At 40.2% G+C, this 15,313-nt stretch carries 11 protein-coding genes; 5 read left to right on the plus strand and 6 right to left on the minus strand.

The features are described 5' to 3' along the window. Position 1 precedes the first annotated feature (1 nt). Positions 2 to 1,210 (minus strand): efflux RND transporter periplasmic adaptor subunit, encoded by a 1,209-nt coding sequence (locus tag RR876_RS00235; protein WP_332477134.1) that lies wholly within the window; start codon positions 1,208 to 1,210, stop codon positions 2 to 4. A 296-nt stretch (positions 1,211 to 1,506) separates the two neighbouring features. Here RR876_RS00235 and RR876_RS00240 point away from each other — a divergent pair, with 296 nt between their 5' ends. From RR876_RS00240 to RR876_RS00250, 3 genes are all read left to right on the plus strand, one after another. After that, on the plus strand, positions 1,507 to 2,022 hold the full coding sequence (locus tag RR876_RS00240) for a sigma-70 family RNA polymerase sigma factor (protein WP_087014265.1): 516 nt from the start codon (positions 1,507 to 1,509) through the stop codon (positions 2,020 to 2,022). A gap of 18 nt (positions 2,023 to 2,040) precedes the next feature. Further along, positions 2,041 to 2,997, plus strand: coding sequence for a FecR family protein (locus RR876_RS00245; protein ID WP_332477133.1), 957 nt, complete (start codon positions 2,041 to 2,043; stop codon positions 2,995 to 2,997). A 66-nt stretch (positions 2,998 to 3,063) separates the two neighbouring features. After that, positions 3,064 to 5,577: a TonB-dependent siderophore receptor gene (locus RR876_RS00250; RefSeq protein ID WP_332477132.1), complete on the plus strand. Its 2,514-nt coding sequence runs from the start codon at positions 3,064 to 3,066 to the stop codon at positions 5,575 to 5,577. Positions 5,578 to 5,701: 124 nt separating this feature from the next. Here the strand turns inward: RR876_RS00250 and RR876_RS00255 are convergent, their stop codons facing one another. Both RR876_RS00255 and RR876_RS00260 read right to left on the minus strand, forming a co-directional pair. Next, positions 5,702 to 6,289 carry a GNAT family protein gene (locus tag RR876_RS00255; RefSeq protein WP_332477131.1) on the minus strand — a complete coding sequence of 196 codons (588 nt, stop codon included), beginning with the start codon at positions 6,287 to 6,289 and terminating at the stop codon, positions 5,702 to 5,704. A 45-nt stretch (positions 6,290 to 6,334) separates the two neighbouring features. Further along, on the minus strand, positions 6,335 to 6,979 hold the full coding sequence (locus RR876_RS00260; protein ID WP_332477130.1) for an FMN-binding negative transcriptional regulator: 645 nt from the start codon (positions 6,977 to 6,979) through the stop codon (positions 6,335 to 6,337). 109 nt (positions 6,980 to 7,088) lie between these two features. Between RR876_RS00260 and RR876_RS00265 the strand changes: the two genes are divergently transcribed. Together RR876_RS00265 and yddG are read left to right on the plus strand one after the other, a co-directional pair. Then, positions 7,089 to 8,591, plus strand: a complete 1,503-nt coding sequence (locus tag RR876_RS00265; RefSeq protein ID WP_332477129.1) for a PLP-dependent aminotransferase family protein — start codon at positions 7,089 to 7,091, stop codon at positions 8,589 to 8,591. 172 nt (positions 8,592 to 8,763) lie between these two features. Beyond that, entirely contained in the window at positions 8,764 to 9,648 is an 885-nt protein-coding gene (gene yddG / locus RR876_RS00270) for an aromatic amino acid DMT transporter YddG (RefSeq protein WP_332477128.1), read from the plus strand. Between the two features lie 73 nt (positions 9,649 to 9,721). Here yddG and RR876_RS00275 read toward each other — a convergent pair whose 3' ends face one another. The 3 genes from RR876_RS00275 to RR876_RS00285 are packed head-to-tail and all read right to left on the minus strand — an operon-like array spanning position 9,722 to position 14,654. Next, positions 9,722 to 10,909 carry an HlyD family efflux transporter periplasmic adaptor subunit gene (locus tag RR876_RS00275; protein ID WP_332477127.1) on the minus strand — a complete coding sequence of 396 codons (1,188 nt, stop codon included), beginning with the start codon at positions 10,907 to 10,909 and terminating at the stop codon, positions 9,722 to 9,724. Further along, positions 10,906 to 13,041: a type I secretion system permease/ATPase gene (locus RR876_RS00280; protein WP_332477126.1), complete on the minus strand. Its 2,136-nt coding sequence runs from the start codon at positions 13,039 to 13,041 to the stop codon at positions 10,906 to 10,908. The genes RR876_RS00275 and RR876_RS00280 overlap by 4 nt, the downstream gene beginning before the upstream one ends. Then, positions 13,038 to 14,654: a TolC family protein gene (locus tag RR876_RS00285; RefSeq protein WP_332477125.1), complete on the minus strand. Its 1,617-nt coding sequence runs from the start codon at positions 14,652 to 14,654 to the stop codon at positions 13,038 to 13,040. The genes RR876_RS00280 and RR876_RS00285 overlap by 4 nt, the downstream gene beginning before the upstream one ends. Positions 14,655 to 15,313 lie beyond the last annotated feature (659 nt).

Below are 15,313 nucleotides of genomic sequence, written 5' to 3' on the forward strand. Positions count from 1 at the left end.
CTTATCCAACAGCAGGTTTTGATGTGGCCATGGCTTGAGGTTGATCCGAGACAATTTGAACTTCTTTGCCTTCTGCAAGTCGGTCAATCCCTTCTAAAACCACCTGCTCCTTTCCGTTTAAGCCTGTTAAAACTTGAATCTGACCATTAGAACTTAAACCCAAAGTGAGCATACGAATTTCTGCTTTTTTCTGCGGATTGACGATATACACATAGGTGCCTTTAGCCCCATGTTGCACGGCATCACTCGGAATACTGATGGCATCTTGAACGGTATGTGCATTTAAACAAACATTAACAAACTGATTGGGAAATAAAGCATCATCACGATTATCAAAAATGGCCTTGATCTTTAATGTACCTGTATTGGCGTCAATCTGGTTATCCAAAGCCTGTACATGCCCAACCGCAAGTTGCTTTTGTTCTGCTTTATCCCATGTCTTAACGGGTACTTGATGTCCCTGTTTCATGTTGTTACGCAAATGAGCCAAATCATGTTCAGCAACTGAAAACTGTACATAAATGGGATGAATTTGGGTGATGCTGACCAAACCTGTCGTGTCATTGGCCTGAATTAAATTACCCGCATCTTTCTGCTGAAAACCAACTCGTCCATTAATCGGTGAATAAATTTTGGTATAAGACAATTGTAATTTGGCTGCATCTACCTGTGCACGATTGGCCTGTATTTGCCCTTTCAACTGATTGACTAAAGCAAGCTGTTGCTCAACTTGTTGTTTAGCAATTGAGTCTTGCTTAAACAGCAGTTGATAACGTGCTAACTCAGTTTCTGCATTTCGTAGTTGGGCTAAGTTTTGCTGTTGTGTCCCCTCTGCTTGTGCCAGAGCTACCTGAAATGGCGCAGGGTCAACTTGAGCAAGAAGTTGTCCTTTTTGAACAGTCTGACCTTCTTTAAAATAAATCTGCTTGAGAACACCCGAAACCTGAGTTTGAACATTCACTGTATGGGTCGGAACAACTGTACCGATGGCTTTAATTTCCACCTGCAAATCTTGTCGTTGTACAGGCACAACACGCACAGGCACAGGTTTATCCCATTGACTATATTCTTCGCTAGGTTGAGACATAGCTTTTTTCCAATACAACCCTCCCATGCCTAACAATAAAATGACAATGATGAATCCAATCCAAAGTGTTCGACGATAAAGAAAATGTTTTGTTGGGTTGTTATTGTTCAATGGCTCACTCATTACATTTCCTATTCATTACAAAAAATTCTCGCCCAACACATACTGTTCAAAATCGAAAGATCCATACAATTTTTTAAAATTTGATCAAATTAAGTATTTAAAAAATTGAAACTTCCTATCCCAAATCACGCATATCTATTAATAAGACGGATGAAAACAAAAAACAGCTCACGCTAAATGTTGTGATTTGTAATTGCATTTAATAATGATTATCATTAATATTCAACCTTTCATTTCTTTATCCCACTTTTACTGCTGAGATTCAGGATATTTTTCTAGGGTCATGAGTTAAAAATATGAACTTAAATGTCCAAAAAAAATTGTGGTTTAGTCATCTCTACAACACCCATCAAACAACCTTGTTGTCATGGTTCAAACACAAACTGCAACACCACCATCAGTCTGAAGACCTGAGTCAGGAAGTATTTTATCGTGCTCTGAAAAGTGAATATTGTTTTGAAAAAATTAAAGAGCCTCAAGCATGGCTCATGGGTATTGCTAAACATGTGATCATTGATCACTGGCGGCATCAGCATGTTGAAAGGTTGTATTTAGATGCGTTGGCACAGCTACCAGAAAACTACTACCCTTCGGCAGAACATGAGGTGTGCATTCGAGAAACCTTGTATCAGGTTCATCGTATGCTTGAGAAACTACCGACGCGTACATCTCAAGTCTTTTTATTGTCTCAGTTAGACGGTCTGACCTATCGAGCGATTAGTGAAAAGCTGAATATTTCTGAAGCAACGGTAAAAAGAGATATGAAGCAGGCTTTTTTAGCCTGTATAAGTCTTTATAATCCAACCGACTAATCGATTTCCTTACCCCCTATGTCACAGCCTTCCCCCATACCTGAAAGTATCTTAGATGCAGCAACTGATTGGCTGGTGCTGATTCATTCTGGGGAAATCACCGAAATACAACTACAGCAATTTGAGCAATGGAAGTCTGAAAGTAAGGAACATGCTTTAGCCATTTCGCAGATCGAACGCTTTACACAAGGTTTATCGGGTTTACCTTCCTCTTTCCAACCTGATGCATTAGTAGAGTCTAAGCAAAAATTTAATACTTCTTTAAAACACAATATGCTGTTTGGGCTATCAGGCTTTTTAGTCCTTGGTTTAAGTGCATATAGTATGCCGTGGGCAAAGTGGCAAGCCGACTACCACACCCAAGTGGGTGAAATTAAAACGGTGCCTTTGGCAGATGGCACGAAGCTGATTTTAGCCAGTAACAGTTATGTGAATGTCGACTTTTCAAAACAAACTCGACAAATTGAATTGGTGGAAGGCGAAATTTATATTCAGACGGCCAAAGATCCGCAGCATCGTCCATTTATGGTCACTACTCAAGATGGCAAAATTGAAGCACTGGGTACACAATTTACCGTTCGCCAAGAAGACCGACATTGCACCAAAGTCAAAGTTTATGAACATGCAGTAGCTTTATACCCTGCTGAAACAACTACACGAAAACTTTTACAGCAAGGCCAACGTACCAGTTTTGATGCCAATTCAATTTCAGTCATCAACCCGCTTCAAAATGACCAACCCTATTGGACACAACATTTACTGGTCGTAGAACAATGGCCACTTAAAAAAGTGTTGGATGAATTGTATCGTTATCAAAATGGAACTTATTTTATGGATCCTGAGTTAGAAAAAGTTCGTGTTTCAGGGGTATTTTCATTAAAAAACCCAAAGCAAAGTCTAGAGAATTTGGCCTATACCCATCAGCTTGAATTGGATTATTACAGTGCTTATCTATTAAAAATAAAAAAAAGATAAAAATATGACCCTTTTTTTGAGCTGACTCGACTTATACAGAAATACACTCCCAGTCGAGAACACCGCATGAAGGATTATCAGGCAAAAAGTAGATTAGCGATGGCTATTCGGGCAGTTTTATTGGGCATGCCACTGATGGCAGGAAGCCTTACCACTACTGCTATTTATGCTGCCACAACGTATCCTGTGAATATTACTAAACTCCCTTTAGATGAGGCGCTAAAACAACTCGCAATCCAAACAGGGACAACCATCAGTTATGACTCAAAGGCTCTCTCAAATTTTCAAGCGAAGTCTCTAAAAGGTAATTATGCAGTCGATCAAGCGTTAGCTGCATTATTACAACCTCATGCTTTGCTTGCAGTAAAAGTCAACAATGGCGGCTATAGTGTTCAAGCAAAACAACGAGTTCAAGCTCAAACAAGAGAAGTTCAACTCGAAGCTATTCATAGTCAAGCCAATAACGCTTCGCGTGCAAACGGTAGTCAAGTGACTAGTGCAGATGGAACTACTCAGCTCGCAACTATTTCTTTAAAAGCAAACTCAGGCAATAACTTAACGACTGAAGGCTCCGGTTCTTATACAGCCAAAGCCACCACAGCCTCGACGGGTTTGGCACTTTCACTCAAAGAGACGCCACAGTTGGTGAGTGTCATTACCCGCCAACAAATGGAAGACCAAAACCTGACGCAACTGACCGATGTTGTTTCACAGGCCGCAGGATTAACCATTAGCCAAAGCGGGAACATTGGCAGTGATAATTCGCCTATTTATGCACGTGGTCAAACGGTTGATAACTATTTGCTTGATGGCGTAAAGCTGATGAGTTCATATAGCAGTATTTTCCAAAGTCAGGACACTGCTTTATTTGACCGTGTTGAGGTGGTGCGTGGTGCCAATGGTTTAATGACGGGTGCAGGCTCTGCCAGTGCCAGTATTAATATGGTACGTAAGAAACCTTTACAAGATTTCAAAGCCTCTGTCAGCGCTAGCGCAGGTTCATGGGACACCTATCGTACAGATGTCGATGTCTCGGCTCCATTAAACCAAGCAGGAACGATTCGTGGACGTACCGTTTTAGCCTATCAAACGGGCGACTCTTATATCGACCGCTATAGTGAAGAACGTAAAATTGCCTATGGTGTTGTTGAGGCAGACCTCACAGAAAAAACCAAAGCCAGTTTAGGGCTCAGTTATCAAAAAATGGATATTTCAGGTATTGCCCGTGGTGGTTTACCTTCATTTTATACCGATGGTAGTCTCATCGACTGGTCACGTTCAGATTCAAATGCTGCCAGTTGGAGTGAGTCTGATCGGACAACAACAGCTTATTTTGCAGATATTGAGCACCAATTTAACGAACGTTGGAAACTCAAAGGCACTGCATCTCGAACAATTACCGCTTCTGATGAAATTGTTGGCTATGCTTACGCCTATTCAGGAATTAATAAACAGACTGGCAGCGGTGCATTACTTTATGGATCTCATTGGGACTACGAACCCACTCAAGACCTCTTTAACTTAACCTTAAATGGTTCATTTGACTTACTCAACCAAACCCATGATGTAGTTTTAGGTACGACCTACGCCAGAAGTAAAAATAAACGCCCAACCTATTCAGGTTGGAGTGTAAATACTTTGAATAATATTTTCGAGTGGGACGGAAATACGCCTACACGTCCTGAAATGCCAATTGGCGGCTGGTACAGCAATGATGAGAAAAGCCTATCTGTATTTGGTGCAGTACGTCTAAAACTCGCAGATCCATTAGCAGTGATTTTAGGAACACGTGTTGAAAATTGGCAACGTACAGATAATGAGTACACGTACTCAAGCCAAACTCTGGATGCTTCAAAACGTGAAGAAAAAGGTAAAGTCATTCCTTATGTGGGCATTACTTATGATTTCACAGAGCAATGGACAGGTTATGCAAGTTATACCAATATTTTCTTACCACAAGACAAGAAATCAGTCTCAGGCGGCTATGTTGATCCGCTAGTCGGAAATAGTACAGAACTCGGTATCAAGGGGGAATTCTTTGATAACCAATTAAACATTGGTGCAGCACTCTATCAAACCCAAGAAGATAATAAAGCCATTGCTTTAGATAAACCAGACTTAGATGGAAATACGGTTTACCGTACCGAATCTGGTACAAAAAGCCGCGGCTTTGAGTTAGAAGCCACAGGTAAACTCACAGATACATGGCAGCTCTCTACGAGTTTTGCACGCAATCTTTCTCAGGACAAAGATGGTAATAATTTAAATACCAATATTCCAAATAATATTGCTAAATTATTTACCACTTATACCCTGCCTTATCTTGATGAAGCTTTAACAGTAGGTGGCGGACTACGCTGGCAAAGTGAAATTTATCAAGATAATGTGCCAACTAAGACTCGATTCACACAAGATAGCTACGCATTGGTTGACTTGATGGCACGTTATAAAATCAATGAAAATCTGTTAGTGAATTTCAATTTAAATAACCTGTTTAATGAGAAATATCATCTATCGACCACCAACAGTTATTATGGTGCACCGACCAACTTTAGAGTGGGTCTGAAATACGACTGGTAAATATGGGGCTAATATCACTGATCATTTAGTTGTACATCTGCGGCATTATTTTCATATGAAAATAATGCCGATTTTTTATACATTATTTTTCTAGGCTAAAAGGAATCAGATAGACAAAACTTAATTACTTGTTCAAGAGCACTCTCAAATGCTGCTGCACCGCAGGCCATTCACTTTTCAAGATACTGTACACATATGTATCTCTTAAAATATCGTTCTGCACAATTTGATGGCTTCTAAGTACCCCATCTAATTTGGCTCCCAAACGTTCAATCGCAGCCCGACTTTTAAAATTAAAAGAAGATGTACGGAACTCAACTGCAATACAATTCAAAGTATCAAATGCATGCGAAAGCAGAAGATTTTTACATTCTGTATTGACATAACTACGCTGCGCGGACTGGCTATACCATGTTGAGCCAATTTCAACACGGCGGTGCTCGGCTTCGATATTCATAAAAGTTGTCATCCCTAACAGCCTCCCACTGTCTCGTTCTTCCACCGTAAATGGCAACATACTGCCCAGCTGCTGTAAATCTAGGCGGCGCTGAATTTCAGCAGTCATCTGCTCAGGTGAAGGAATGCGGGTATACCACAACTTCCATAACTCGCCATCACGCACTGCATCACACAGTGCTGATGCATGTTCAGACTCAAGCGGTTTTAATATAATTCTCTCACTTTGTAAAACCACAGGTTTAAAGCTCTGCATGGCTCACTCCTTATATTTCAATTCGTTAAATTGGATCATCTGCGGCTAGATCGAGTTGATTTTTGATGCAGCAATCAGATGCATCGCATCTGCTATCTCAACCTGTCCCGTTTTTGTCAGTGCATTCGCCACACCAAGAACATCTCGATGCTCTTTGTTTTGGCCGAGTTTCAACTTGCCTTGCAACTGAGTAATTTCGATTTCGATCCCCACAATTGCTTTTAGCATGGGTTCAAGATAGTCCTTCGGAGCATCCGACATTTTCCACGGCTCGGGTTGTGTCGCCTCATGGGTTCGTGTCAAACGCGCCACCACACCGCGTACATAACGTTCATCATCCCGAATAGTCACACGACCATAAGCATGTACCACTCGATAGTTCCATGTGGGTACTTGCTGATGATGCTCTTGTTTGCTGGGATACCACTGCGGTGAGATATACGCATCCCCAGCTCGAAAGACCACCAACACTTCATCGCCATTCTTCAGGTCTTGCCAAACAGGATTATTTCGAGAGACATGGGCATGCAATGTTCCAAATTCAGTATTATCGGCTTGTAACTCAAAGGGTAAGTGATTCGCGTCTAAACCACTGATCCCATGTGTAAATAAGATTCCCAATGGAACATTACGCATCAACTGGTGCATCTCAGCTATTTGAGTCACTTCAAAATCTGCTGGAATATACATGGCACAAGCTCCTTGAACTTATTGTTGCTATATTTGTTGTTGTAAATTTTCAGATTTAATTGGATTATTAAAAAGTACCAGTTTGTATTACTTTGAGTAGACCAGAATTATGGCAAGAATAGCAAAAGTCGTAGAACTTCCCTCTATCGCAAAACTCAATAAAGTGCAGGGACAAATAGCCTCCCAACTGATTCAAGCCTTGCGACAAGCAGTACAAAATGGTGATTTACAAGCAGGTGATCCCTTACCTTCATCACGAGAATTGGCGATGACATTAAGTGTTTCGCGTGGCACCATCATTGAAGCGTATGATCAACTCTTAGCTGAAGGGGTTTTAGAGGCACATGCGCGTCAAGGCACTTTCGTTTCAGATGCCTTATCGCATTCAAAGCATCAGCAAACTCAGGAGCAGAGAAATACTCATCCTACTCACATTCAGCTGACACCCGCAGCTCAGGCCTATACTGAAGTATTGAAAGAATTTAAACCGCTTCCCCATCTTCCTTTTGCAGTCTCTGTACCTGTTGGGCGCACCCAACCAAATGATATTTGGAGAAAATTTGGCAACCGCTATCGTGCTCGAGGAATAGGTGCACCCTCTGGTTATGATGACCCACAAGGTGTATTTTCCTTACGTGTTGCAATTGCTGACTATGTACGACGCTCTCGCTCTGTACACTGTGAACCTGAGCAAATAGTCATTACCAGTGGCATCCAACAGGCTCTATATATCTGTAGTCAGATTCTATTTAAAGCACAAGATCAAGTTTGGATCGAAGACCCTGCCTACCGAGGTACAACTGCTCTACTAGAAAACTCAATACAACCCTTACACATTGTTCGTGTTCCCGTGGATGAAGAAGGAATTCAAGTCGATACAGGTATAAACCTCGCGTCCAATGCCCGTGCTGCCTTTGTAACTCCTTCTCATCAATACCCAATTGGCATGCCGATGAGTTTATCTAGACGCACAGCATTGCTTACATGGGCCAAACAGCAAAGCGCTTGGATTATTGAAGACGATTATGACAGTGAACTGCGCTACAGTGGCCAGCCTTTTCCAGCCTTGCAAGGGTTAGCACCTGAACAAGTCATCTATTTGGGGACATTTAGCAAAGTACTGTTCCCATCACTGCGACTCGGCTATGCCGTACTTCCCAAAGCGTTGGTCGCTCCTTTTTGTGGATTGCGTGTTTTGATCGACCGTCATCCTCCCTCTGCTGATCAGCATGTTTTGGCTGCCTTTATTCAAGAAGGTTATTTAGAACGTCATATTCGACGGATTCGTAATGTCTATGCAGAGAACCGTCGATATTTGATTGACATGATTGAACGTTATATTCCAAAACACTTAGGCTATTTACAAGCTGGAGATCAAGGCATGCATATGGTGCTATGGCTTGCACATTACATGGATGATCGGAAAATCGCTCAAGCTGTACTAGATGCTGGTATCGCGATTAAAGCGGTTTCGCCAACCTTTTCCTTAGAACGTAAACGCTCTGGTTTAGTTCTTGGTTTAGGAGATTTTGAGTTGATACAAATGGAGTGTGCTGTACAAAGTTTGGCAAATATTCTCAAGCAGCATGAGCAGCCCCTTGAGGTGGAGTAAATTCACGTGATTCATGATCAGGTATATAAGCGACTGACCACCATTTTTCCGTATAATGTCGGCAGCGCTCAGTAGCCTTAAAAATTGCACTGTAAATCTGTTTTCAACCAGACAATGGAAATGCTAAACAGAATTTACAAATTAAATGAATATGTTAAAGACTCCAAACAAAATGAACTCGACGAAAGCAACATGGATTGGTTTGGCTGCCATTGTATTATGGAGTTTAATTATTGCTCTGATTAAAGAAGTGAGTAACAGCTTTGGAGCGATTGGTGGAGCCGCCCTTATTTACTCGTTGGCCTCTGTTTTTTTGTTGCTCTTATTTGGTTGGCCTCGGTTAAAAGAATTTCCTCTTCCCTATCTAGTTTGGGGTAGCTTGCTGTTTGTTTCTTATGAAATTTGCCTTGCCCTGTCCATTGGTTACTCAACCAGTAGCCGACAAGCCATCGAGGTTGGTATGGTGAACTACCTGTGGCCGACCTTTACCATCATTTTTGCGATTGTATTTAATAAACAAAAAGCCAATTTTCTCATCGTACCTGGCTTTTTAATCTCACTGATCGGTATTTGTTGGGTGCTGGGCGGTGATCAAGGATTAAGCTTTAAAAGCATGCTCAGCAATGTGCAAAATAACCCTTTAAGCTACGGCTTAGCATTGCTCGGCACTGTACTTTGGGCGTCTTATTGCACCCTCACCGCAAAAATGGCGAATGGTAAAAATGGAGTAACGCTATTTTTCATTTTAGTTTCAATTGTGCTTTGGGTTAAATGGTTGTTGTTAGGTGAAAGCACTTTGAGTTTTGAACTGCAACCCACCATTTATTTAGTCCTTGCAGCCTTTGCAATGGGTATGGGCTATGGCGCATGGAATATTGGTATATTGCATGGCAATGTCACGCTATTGGCTGCAGCATCGTACTTTATTCCTGTGCTTTCTGCTGTAGTTTCCGCCTTCATTTTAAGTACGCATTTAACTTTCAGTTTTTGGCAAGGTGCATTGATGGTCTGTCTCGGCGCTTTATTATGTTGGGTTTCGACCAAAACCAAAGCTTAAATGATTCAAAACAGAGTCTATTTCAGGCAAATTTTCAGCGCTGATTCTTATTTTTAAAACCAGTGGACGGATATTAGCGTTCACGCAGTGCTTCTTTGGCTTTGTTAAACGGTTTTATTAAATAGTCCAACACAGTCTTATGCCCCGTTTTAATATCCACGACTGCCACCATACCTGGTGTAATGTTAAATTGTTTACCCTGCTTATTGATGAGTTTGTCAGAGTCTGTACGGATATAAGCACGGTAATAGAACTGATCTTGTTTGACTTCATCTCGTATTGTATCTGGTGAAATGACCGTCACTTTTCCATGCAAACCGCCATAAATTGAATAATCATAGGCAGTCACTTTCACCAAAGCATCTTGATCTGGTCGAATAAAAGCAATATCGCGTGGCGATATGCGGGCCTCAATTAAAAGCTGTTCATCTAAAGGAACGATGGTCATCAACTTTCCATTTTGTGGAATGACCCCACCAATGGTCATGACATCAATTTCTTTGACAATGCCCCGTACAGGTGACTTAAAAACAGTGCGCTGTAAGGTATCCGTTTTGCCTTTGATCACCTGTGCTTGAGTTTCAATATCAATATTGGCTTTGGCCAATTCTTCCCGTGCTTTCACATAATATTGATTGCGAATATCATTCATCTGATTTCGAAGGTCATTGGCCTCTCGTTTCAAACGAAGCACCTCTACTTCACTGGCTGCCCCTTTTGCGACAAGGGGTTCTGTCATCGCAAGCTCCTGTTCCACCAAAACCAAAGCCTGACTTAAACCAGATACCGAATCATTTAAATTTGAACGGCGAGATTGATATAATGCAGTTTCTTCACTGACTAACTTAGGTATTTTTAGCACATCTTCTGGAAACACCAAGGGAGTAGCGTTGACCTCCGCACGAAGTCGTGCCGCAGTCGCTTTTGACGCAATTAAGAGTGACTCTGACTCACCTACATTTGAAGCAAAACGCGTTGGATCCAACTGTGCTAGAACTTGCCCTTGCTTTACAATTTCCCCTTCACTGACATACAGCTTGGTTAATATGCCGCCTTCTAAAGACTGAATCGATTGTTCTTTGGAGGATGGAATGACCTTACCTGTACCCGTAGAGACTTCTTCTAATTCAAAAAACCATGCCCAAGCCAGCAAAACGAGTAATCCAATGCAAATCATCCAGATGAACTTGCTAACACTCGGTAAAGGCGGTTGAAAGTTGAGAGCAGAAACGCTTTTTTTAACAGACTCCCTTTGACTCATGACTTCAGCACCTCAGCAGTTTTTTGTTGTTTTGATTGATTTAAAATCTGATCTCGTGGCCCATCCATTACAATCTTTCCGTCGTTCACCACAATAATTCGATCGACAAGTTCTAAAACCGCACGACGATGAGTCGCAATAATCATAGTTTTTGGTCTTAACCATTGTTTCAAATGATCAATTAATTGTTTTTCTGTGACTTCATCTAAAAATGACGTCGGTTCATCGAGCAGTAAAATATTCGGCTGACAAATCAACAAGCGTGCCATTAACAAGGCCTGACGTTGTCCACCTGAAAACCCAGTACCGCCTTCTAAAATTTGAAAATCGAGCCCTTCCTTTTTAGCTTGGATAAAATCGAGTGCGCCTGTAATTTTTAAGACATTTAAAATTTCTTGATCACTGGCCAAGGGTGCACCCAGCGTCAAATTCTCTCTCACTGTGCCAAAAAAGAGATGCGCATTTTGATTGAGCAAACCCATATCTCGTCTTACATCTGCAGGATCAATCAGTCTTAATTCAAGCCCATCAAGTTTAATTTTGCCTTGTGTAGGTTCTTGCATCCCCGATAACAACTGCAAAAGGGTCGATTTACCTGCACCATTTCGTCCAAGAATTGCAATTTTCTCACTATGTTTAATGACCAATTTAGCAATGTGTAAGTTTGGTTTTGCATCTTCATCGCTATATTTAAAGCCTACATCTGTTAACTCATAGCTACCATTGATCACAGGACGATGAATTAAATGCGCCCGATCGGGTTGATCAACCGTACGTTTCATCAGTTCATCTAGACCTGTTTTTGCAACTTTTGCCTGTTGGAAACGTCCCAGTACACCTGTGATTTGGGCTATAGGTCCAAGCATGCGAGAAGACAACATTGAACAGGCCACCAATGCTCCCGTTGTCATTTCACCTTCCATGACCGCAAAACAGCCCACTAACACCACAACTGCAAAGGTCAACCCTTGAATCTTCTGTGTCCATGCATTCAACACCCCCACCAACTTTCTCTGACGCATAGAAATATCCGCAGAAATTTCATTCATTCGGTTCCATTGATTTTGAAACCTTGACTCAGCTCTCAGCAGTTTAATGTCTTCAATACCCTGTACCACTTCAACGAGCATGGCATTACGAATCGCACCCTCACGCATACCTTCTTTAGCCAATTTTGCTAAAGGCTTTTGAATCAGCAAACCTGGTAAAATCATCAGGGGGACTACCACAAGCATGACCCAAAACAGATTGCCGCCAATGAGCCAAAAAATAACCAAAAACATTAAGAAAAAAGGTAAGTCGGCAATTGCTGAAATGGTGGTTGAAGTGACTAGTTCACGAACCCCTTCTAATTCTCTAATTTGAGAAATAAATGTCCCTGTAGATTTTGAGCGTTCTTTATTTTTAATGCGTAAAGCATGACCAAAGACCCGATCCGATATTTTTAAATCTGCTCTTTTACCAATAATGTCGGATAAAAAAACCCGTGCAACGCGTATCGAAAACTCAAAAATTGCTGCAATTAATACCCCACCTGCCAGTACCCACAACGTTGGAATTGACTGTGCTGGAATGACACGGTCATAGACATTCATAGAAAATACGACGGCTGCTAATGCAAGGATATTCGCCATTAAAGAGGCAAACATAATGTCGATATAACGTTTCCAGTCTTGTAATACGATGCCCCAAAACCAACTGGCTTCATAAGGCTTGATGTATTCATCAACCCGTATATCACTCACCGATTTTTCAGGTCGAATGATATAAACAAAGCGAATATGTTCTTGTAGTTTCGTAATGGTATAGGTTTGTGTAAGCCCTTCGTCAGCACTGAACTGGATGCTGATATTGCCATCTGAATCTGCTTTTTCAATTACAGCGACTTGTCCATCTGATAACTCGACAACGACTGGTAACAACCATGGGTTGAGTAAATCTTGACTGAATGGTACTTGACGTAGACTCATCCCCAGTTGACGGGTCATGAGTGTCAGAGTCTCCGTGATAGAATCACTTTGATTCCAGTTGAGTTGCAAACGAAGTTGTTCTTCTGATGTTTCGATACGATAATGCTTTGCAATACGAAGCACTGCTTTTAGCCATGGTTGGTAATTCAATGAACTGCTCATGACACCACCTCAAACCCCTGAATAGGCGTATTATTTAATTGATAAACCGCTCTACTACGTCCAGTAATTTCAATGTATCGAATCAGTGCCGCATAAATATCATAGCGCGCAGCCTCAATTTCCTGAGCTGCGCCATGTATTGCTTGTTCTGCATTGAGTAAGTCAACAACAGTTCGTGTTCCTAATTTATATTGTTCTTGATAGAGTTCTTTAGTTCGTTTGGTGGTTTCACGTCGTTGAGCAAGCACCACCATTTGCTTTTGCTTACTTTCCACTTCTGTCTGAATCAAACGAGTTTGATCCAATACATCTAAATAAACGGTACTCACTTGTGCTTTAGCCGCTTCTTCTGCATAGCTAGCAGCGCGGTTTCTCGCACTAATTGCGCCACCTTGAAAAAAGGTGCTTGAAGCTTCAAGCATGATTGAATTATAAAAACCATCATCTTCGTTATTATTTGGATTACGACCATTTACCGCCTGACTCAAACTTCCTTTAATATTTAACGTTGGATAGACATTTAATTTGGTTTGTTGCTTCTGAAATTTCGCAATCTGAACTGCCGTTTGCGCTGCCATCATTTTTGAAACGTTATTAAAATCAATTTCATCGTATAACCCTGCTTTTTCAACTAAAAAACTTGGCATATTTACATTTACATTTGAAACGTCGTAACCCAATAAAGTTCTTAGTTTTTGTTGGTACTGATGTAATTGTGCTTCCTGAACCACCTTGGTCGATTGTGCAGCTTCTAAATTTGATTGTGCTTGAATTGGGTCTGCTTGGCTACTGATACCAGCTTGTGCACGCAACCTCGCAATTTCGGTGATACGACCAATACCACTAATTTGCTGATCTGCAATTTTTACGAGCTCTTCATAGCGTTTGATGTTCACAATCGCATTCGCCACTTGGTATGAAATATCATCTATTTCAAGCAATAACTGCGCCTGATCTTGCATCAGTTTCGCTTGCTCTACCGTCACAGCACTTTTAATTTTGCCGAAGTCATACAGCATTTGTGTCGCTGAAATGCTAAAAACTTGTTGGCCACGCTCTCCTGTCGTAAAGTCGCCAGTATTGAATCCTCCTGAAATTTGAGGAAAATACTGTGATTTGACTGTATCAATATTTGCTTGCTGCTGAGCAACTTCCGCAATGCCTTGAGTAATTTCAGGACGACGTTGCAATGCCTGCCGAATCGCATCTAAAAAATCCAGTTGGCTTCTTTTTGCTACAGCGACAGACCTTACACTACGACTTGGCATACCAGTCATCACTGCTGCACTTATTTTTGGTAACTCTTGGACTGACGATGTATTGGTGAATAAACGATTAAAATCATCAATTTTAATCGTATTCGCTTGATCGTCAGGTTTAGACTGCCATATTTGACTGATTTTACTTTTAACTGAAGATGGTTGCTCTGTGTTTGCACTTGCGAATGTCGCTGGAAGCAATAAAGCTAGACTTAAATATAAAGATGAGTGCCAAAGACCAGAACTCTTAAAAATACAGATACCATGCGTTCTTTTTTCGGCAGTTGATCCTTTGTGCTTTAAATAGGCTAAAATAGAGTTTGATTCCAAGTGAGTTATTTCCGCTCTTTTCATTTTTAATTAAAGTTTCCATAATTTAAATATAACTCAATCTCTGGGTCCTTCCCTTTCAGTATTTTTACACCACTTTATTATTTTTTAAAATACACCTGTATAAAATTATTTTATAAAAACTAAACCACTATTAAGATCCTTTAACATTAAATTTAAATTTTATTAAAATCATATATTTTTTAGGTATTTAAAACAATTAATAATATATTGTTAAAATACAATATCTTGAGATTCTTTAAAAAATCTATTTTTAAATAAAAATTCATTACCTCATATTTTTAATAAACAGTCTCAATAAGCCTTTATATTGTTTATTTATGTAAATTAAAAATATAAAGGCTTAATTTTTTTATGGCTTATATTGCAAACAAAATCACATTAAATTAATTTAAATATTTAAAAGTCACACTATACAAAAGCATCTTCAATTACCATTGAGAAATCTACTATAAAAGTTATTTTGATATTATATGCAATTGAATTATTCTGAATACTTCACTTAAATAATCTATCCTAAGATAGAACATATAAGTCATACGAAGAATTAAATTTAGTCTCTATCAATTTTATTTATATTTTATAAATCTAAAAATTAAACCATCTAACGAGTATACGCATTATTTACATATGTTATTAATTTTTGTATTTATAAAGGCGAC

Origin of the sequence: Acinetobacter sp. (assembly GCF_036666595.1) — a bacterium.
Taxonomy (GTDB): Bacteria; Pseudomonadota; Gammaproteobacteria; order Pseudomonadales; family Moraxellaceae; genus Acinetobacter.

Bases quoted from the DNA above. Each gene is read 5' to 3' on its own strand.
- RR876_RS00285 (WP_332477125.1), bottom strand. From the start codon at position 14,654: ATGAAAAGAGCGGAAATAACTCACTTGGAATCAAACTCTATTTTAGCC.
- yddG (WP_332477128.1), top strand. From the start codon at position 8,764: ATGAACTCGACGAAAGCAACATGGATTGGTTTGGCTGCCATTGTATTA.
- RR876_RS00280 (WP_332477126.1), bottom strand. From the start codon at position 13,041: ATGAGCAGTTCATTGAATTACCAACCATGGCTAAAAGCAGTGCTTCGT.
- RR876_RS00265 (WP_332477129.1), top strand. From the start codon at position 7,089: ATGGCAAGAATAGCAAAAGTCGTAGAACTTCCCTCTATCGCAAAACTC.
- RR876_RS00245 (WP_332477133.1), top strand. From the start codon at position 2,041: ATGTCACAGCCTTCCCCCATACCTGAAAGTATCTTAGATGCAGCAACT.
- RR876_RS00240 (WP_087014265.1), top strand. From the start codon at position 1,507: ATGAACTTAAATGTCCAAAAAAAATTGTGGTTTAGTCATCTCTACAAC.
- RR876_RS00275 (WP_332477127.1), bottom strand. From the start codon at position 10,909: ATGAGTCAAAGGGAGTCTGTTAAAAAAAGCGTTTCTGCTCTCAACTTT.
- RR876_RS00255 (WP_332477131.1), bottom strand. From the start codon at position 6,289: ATGCAGAGCTTTAAACCTGTGGTTTTACAAAGTGAGAGAATTATATTA.
- RR876_RS00235 (WP_332477134.1), bottom strand. From the start codon at position 1,210: ATGAGTGAGCCATTGAACAATAACAACCCAACAAAACATTTTCTTTAT.
- RR876_RS00250 (WP_332477132.1), top strand. From the start codon at position 3,064: ATGAAGGATTATCAGGCAAAAAGTAGATTAGCGATGGCTATTCGGGCA.
- RR876_RS00260 (WP_332477130.1), bottom strand. From the start codon at position 6,979: ATGTATATTCCAGCAGATTTTGAAGTGACTCAAATAGCTGAGATGCAC.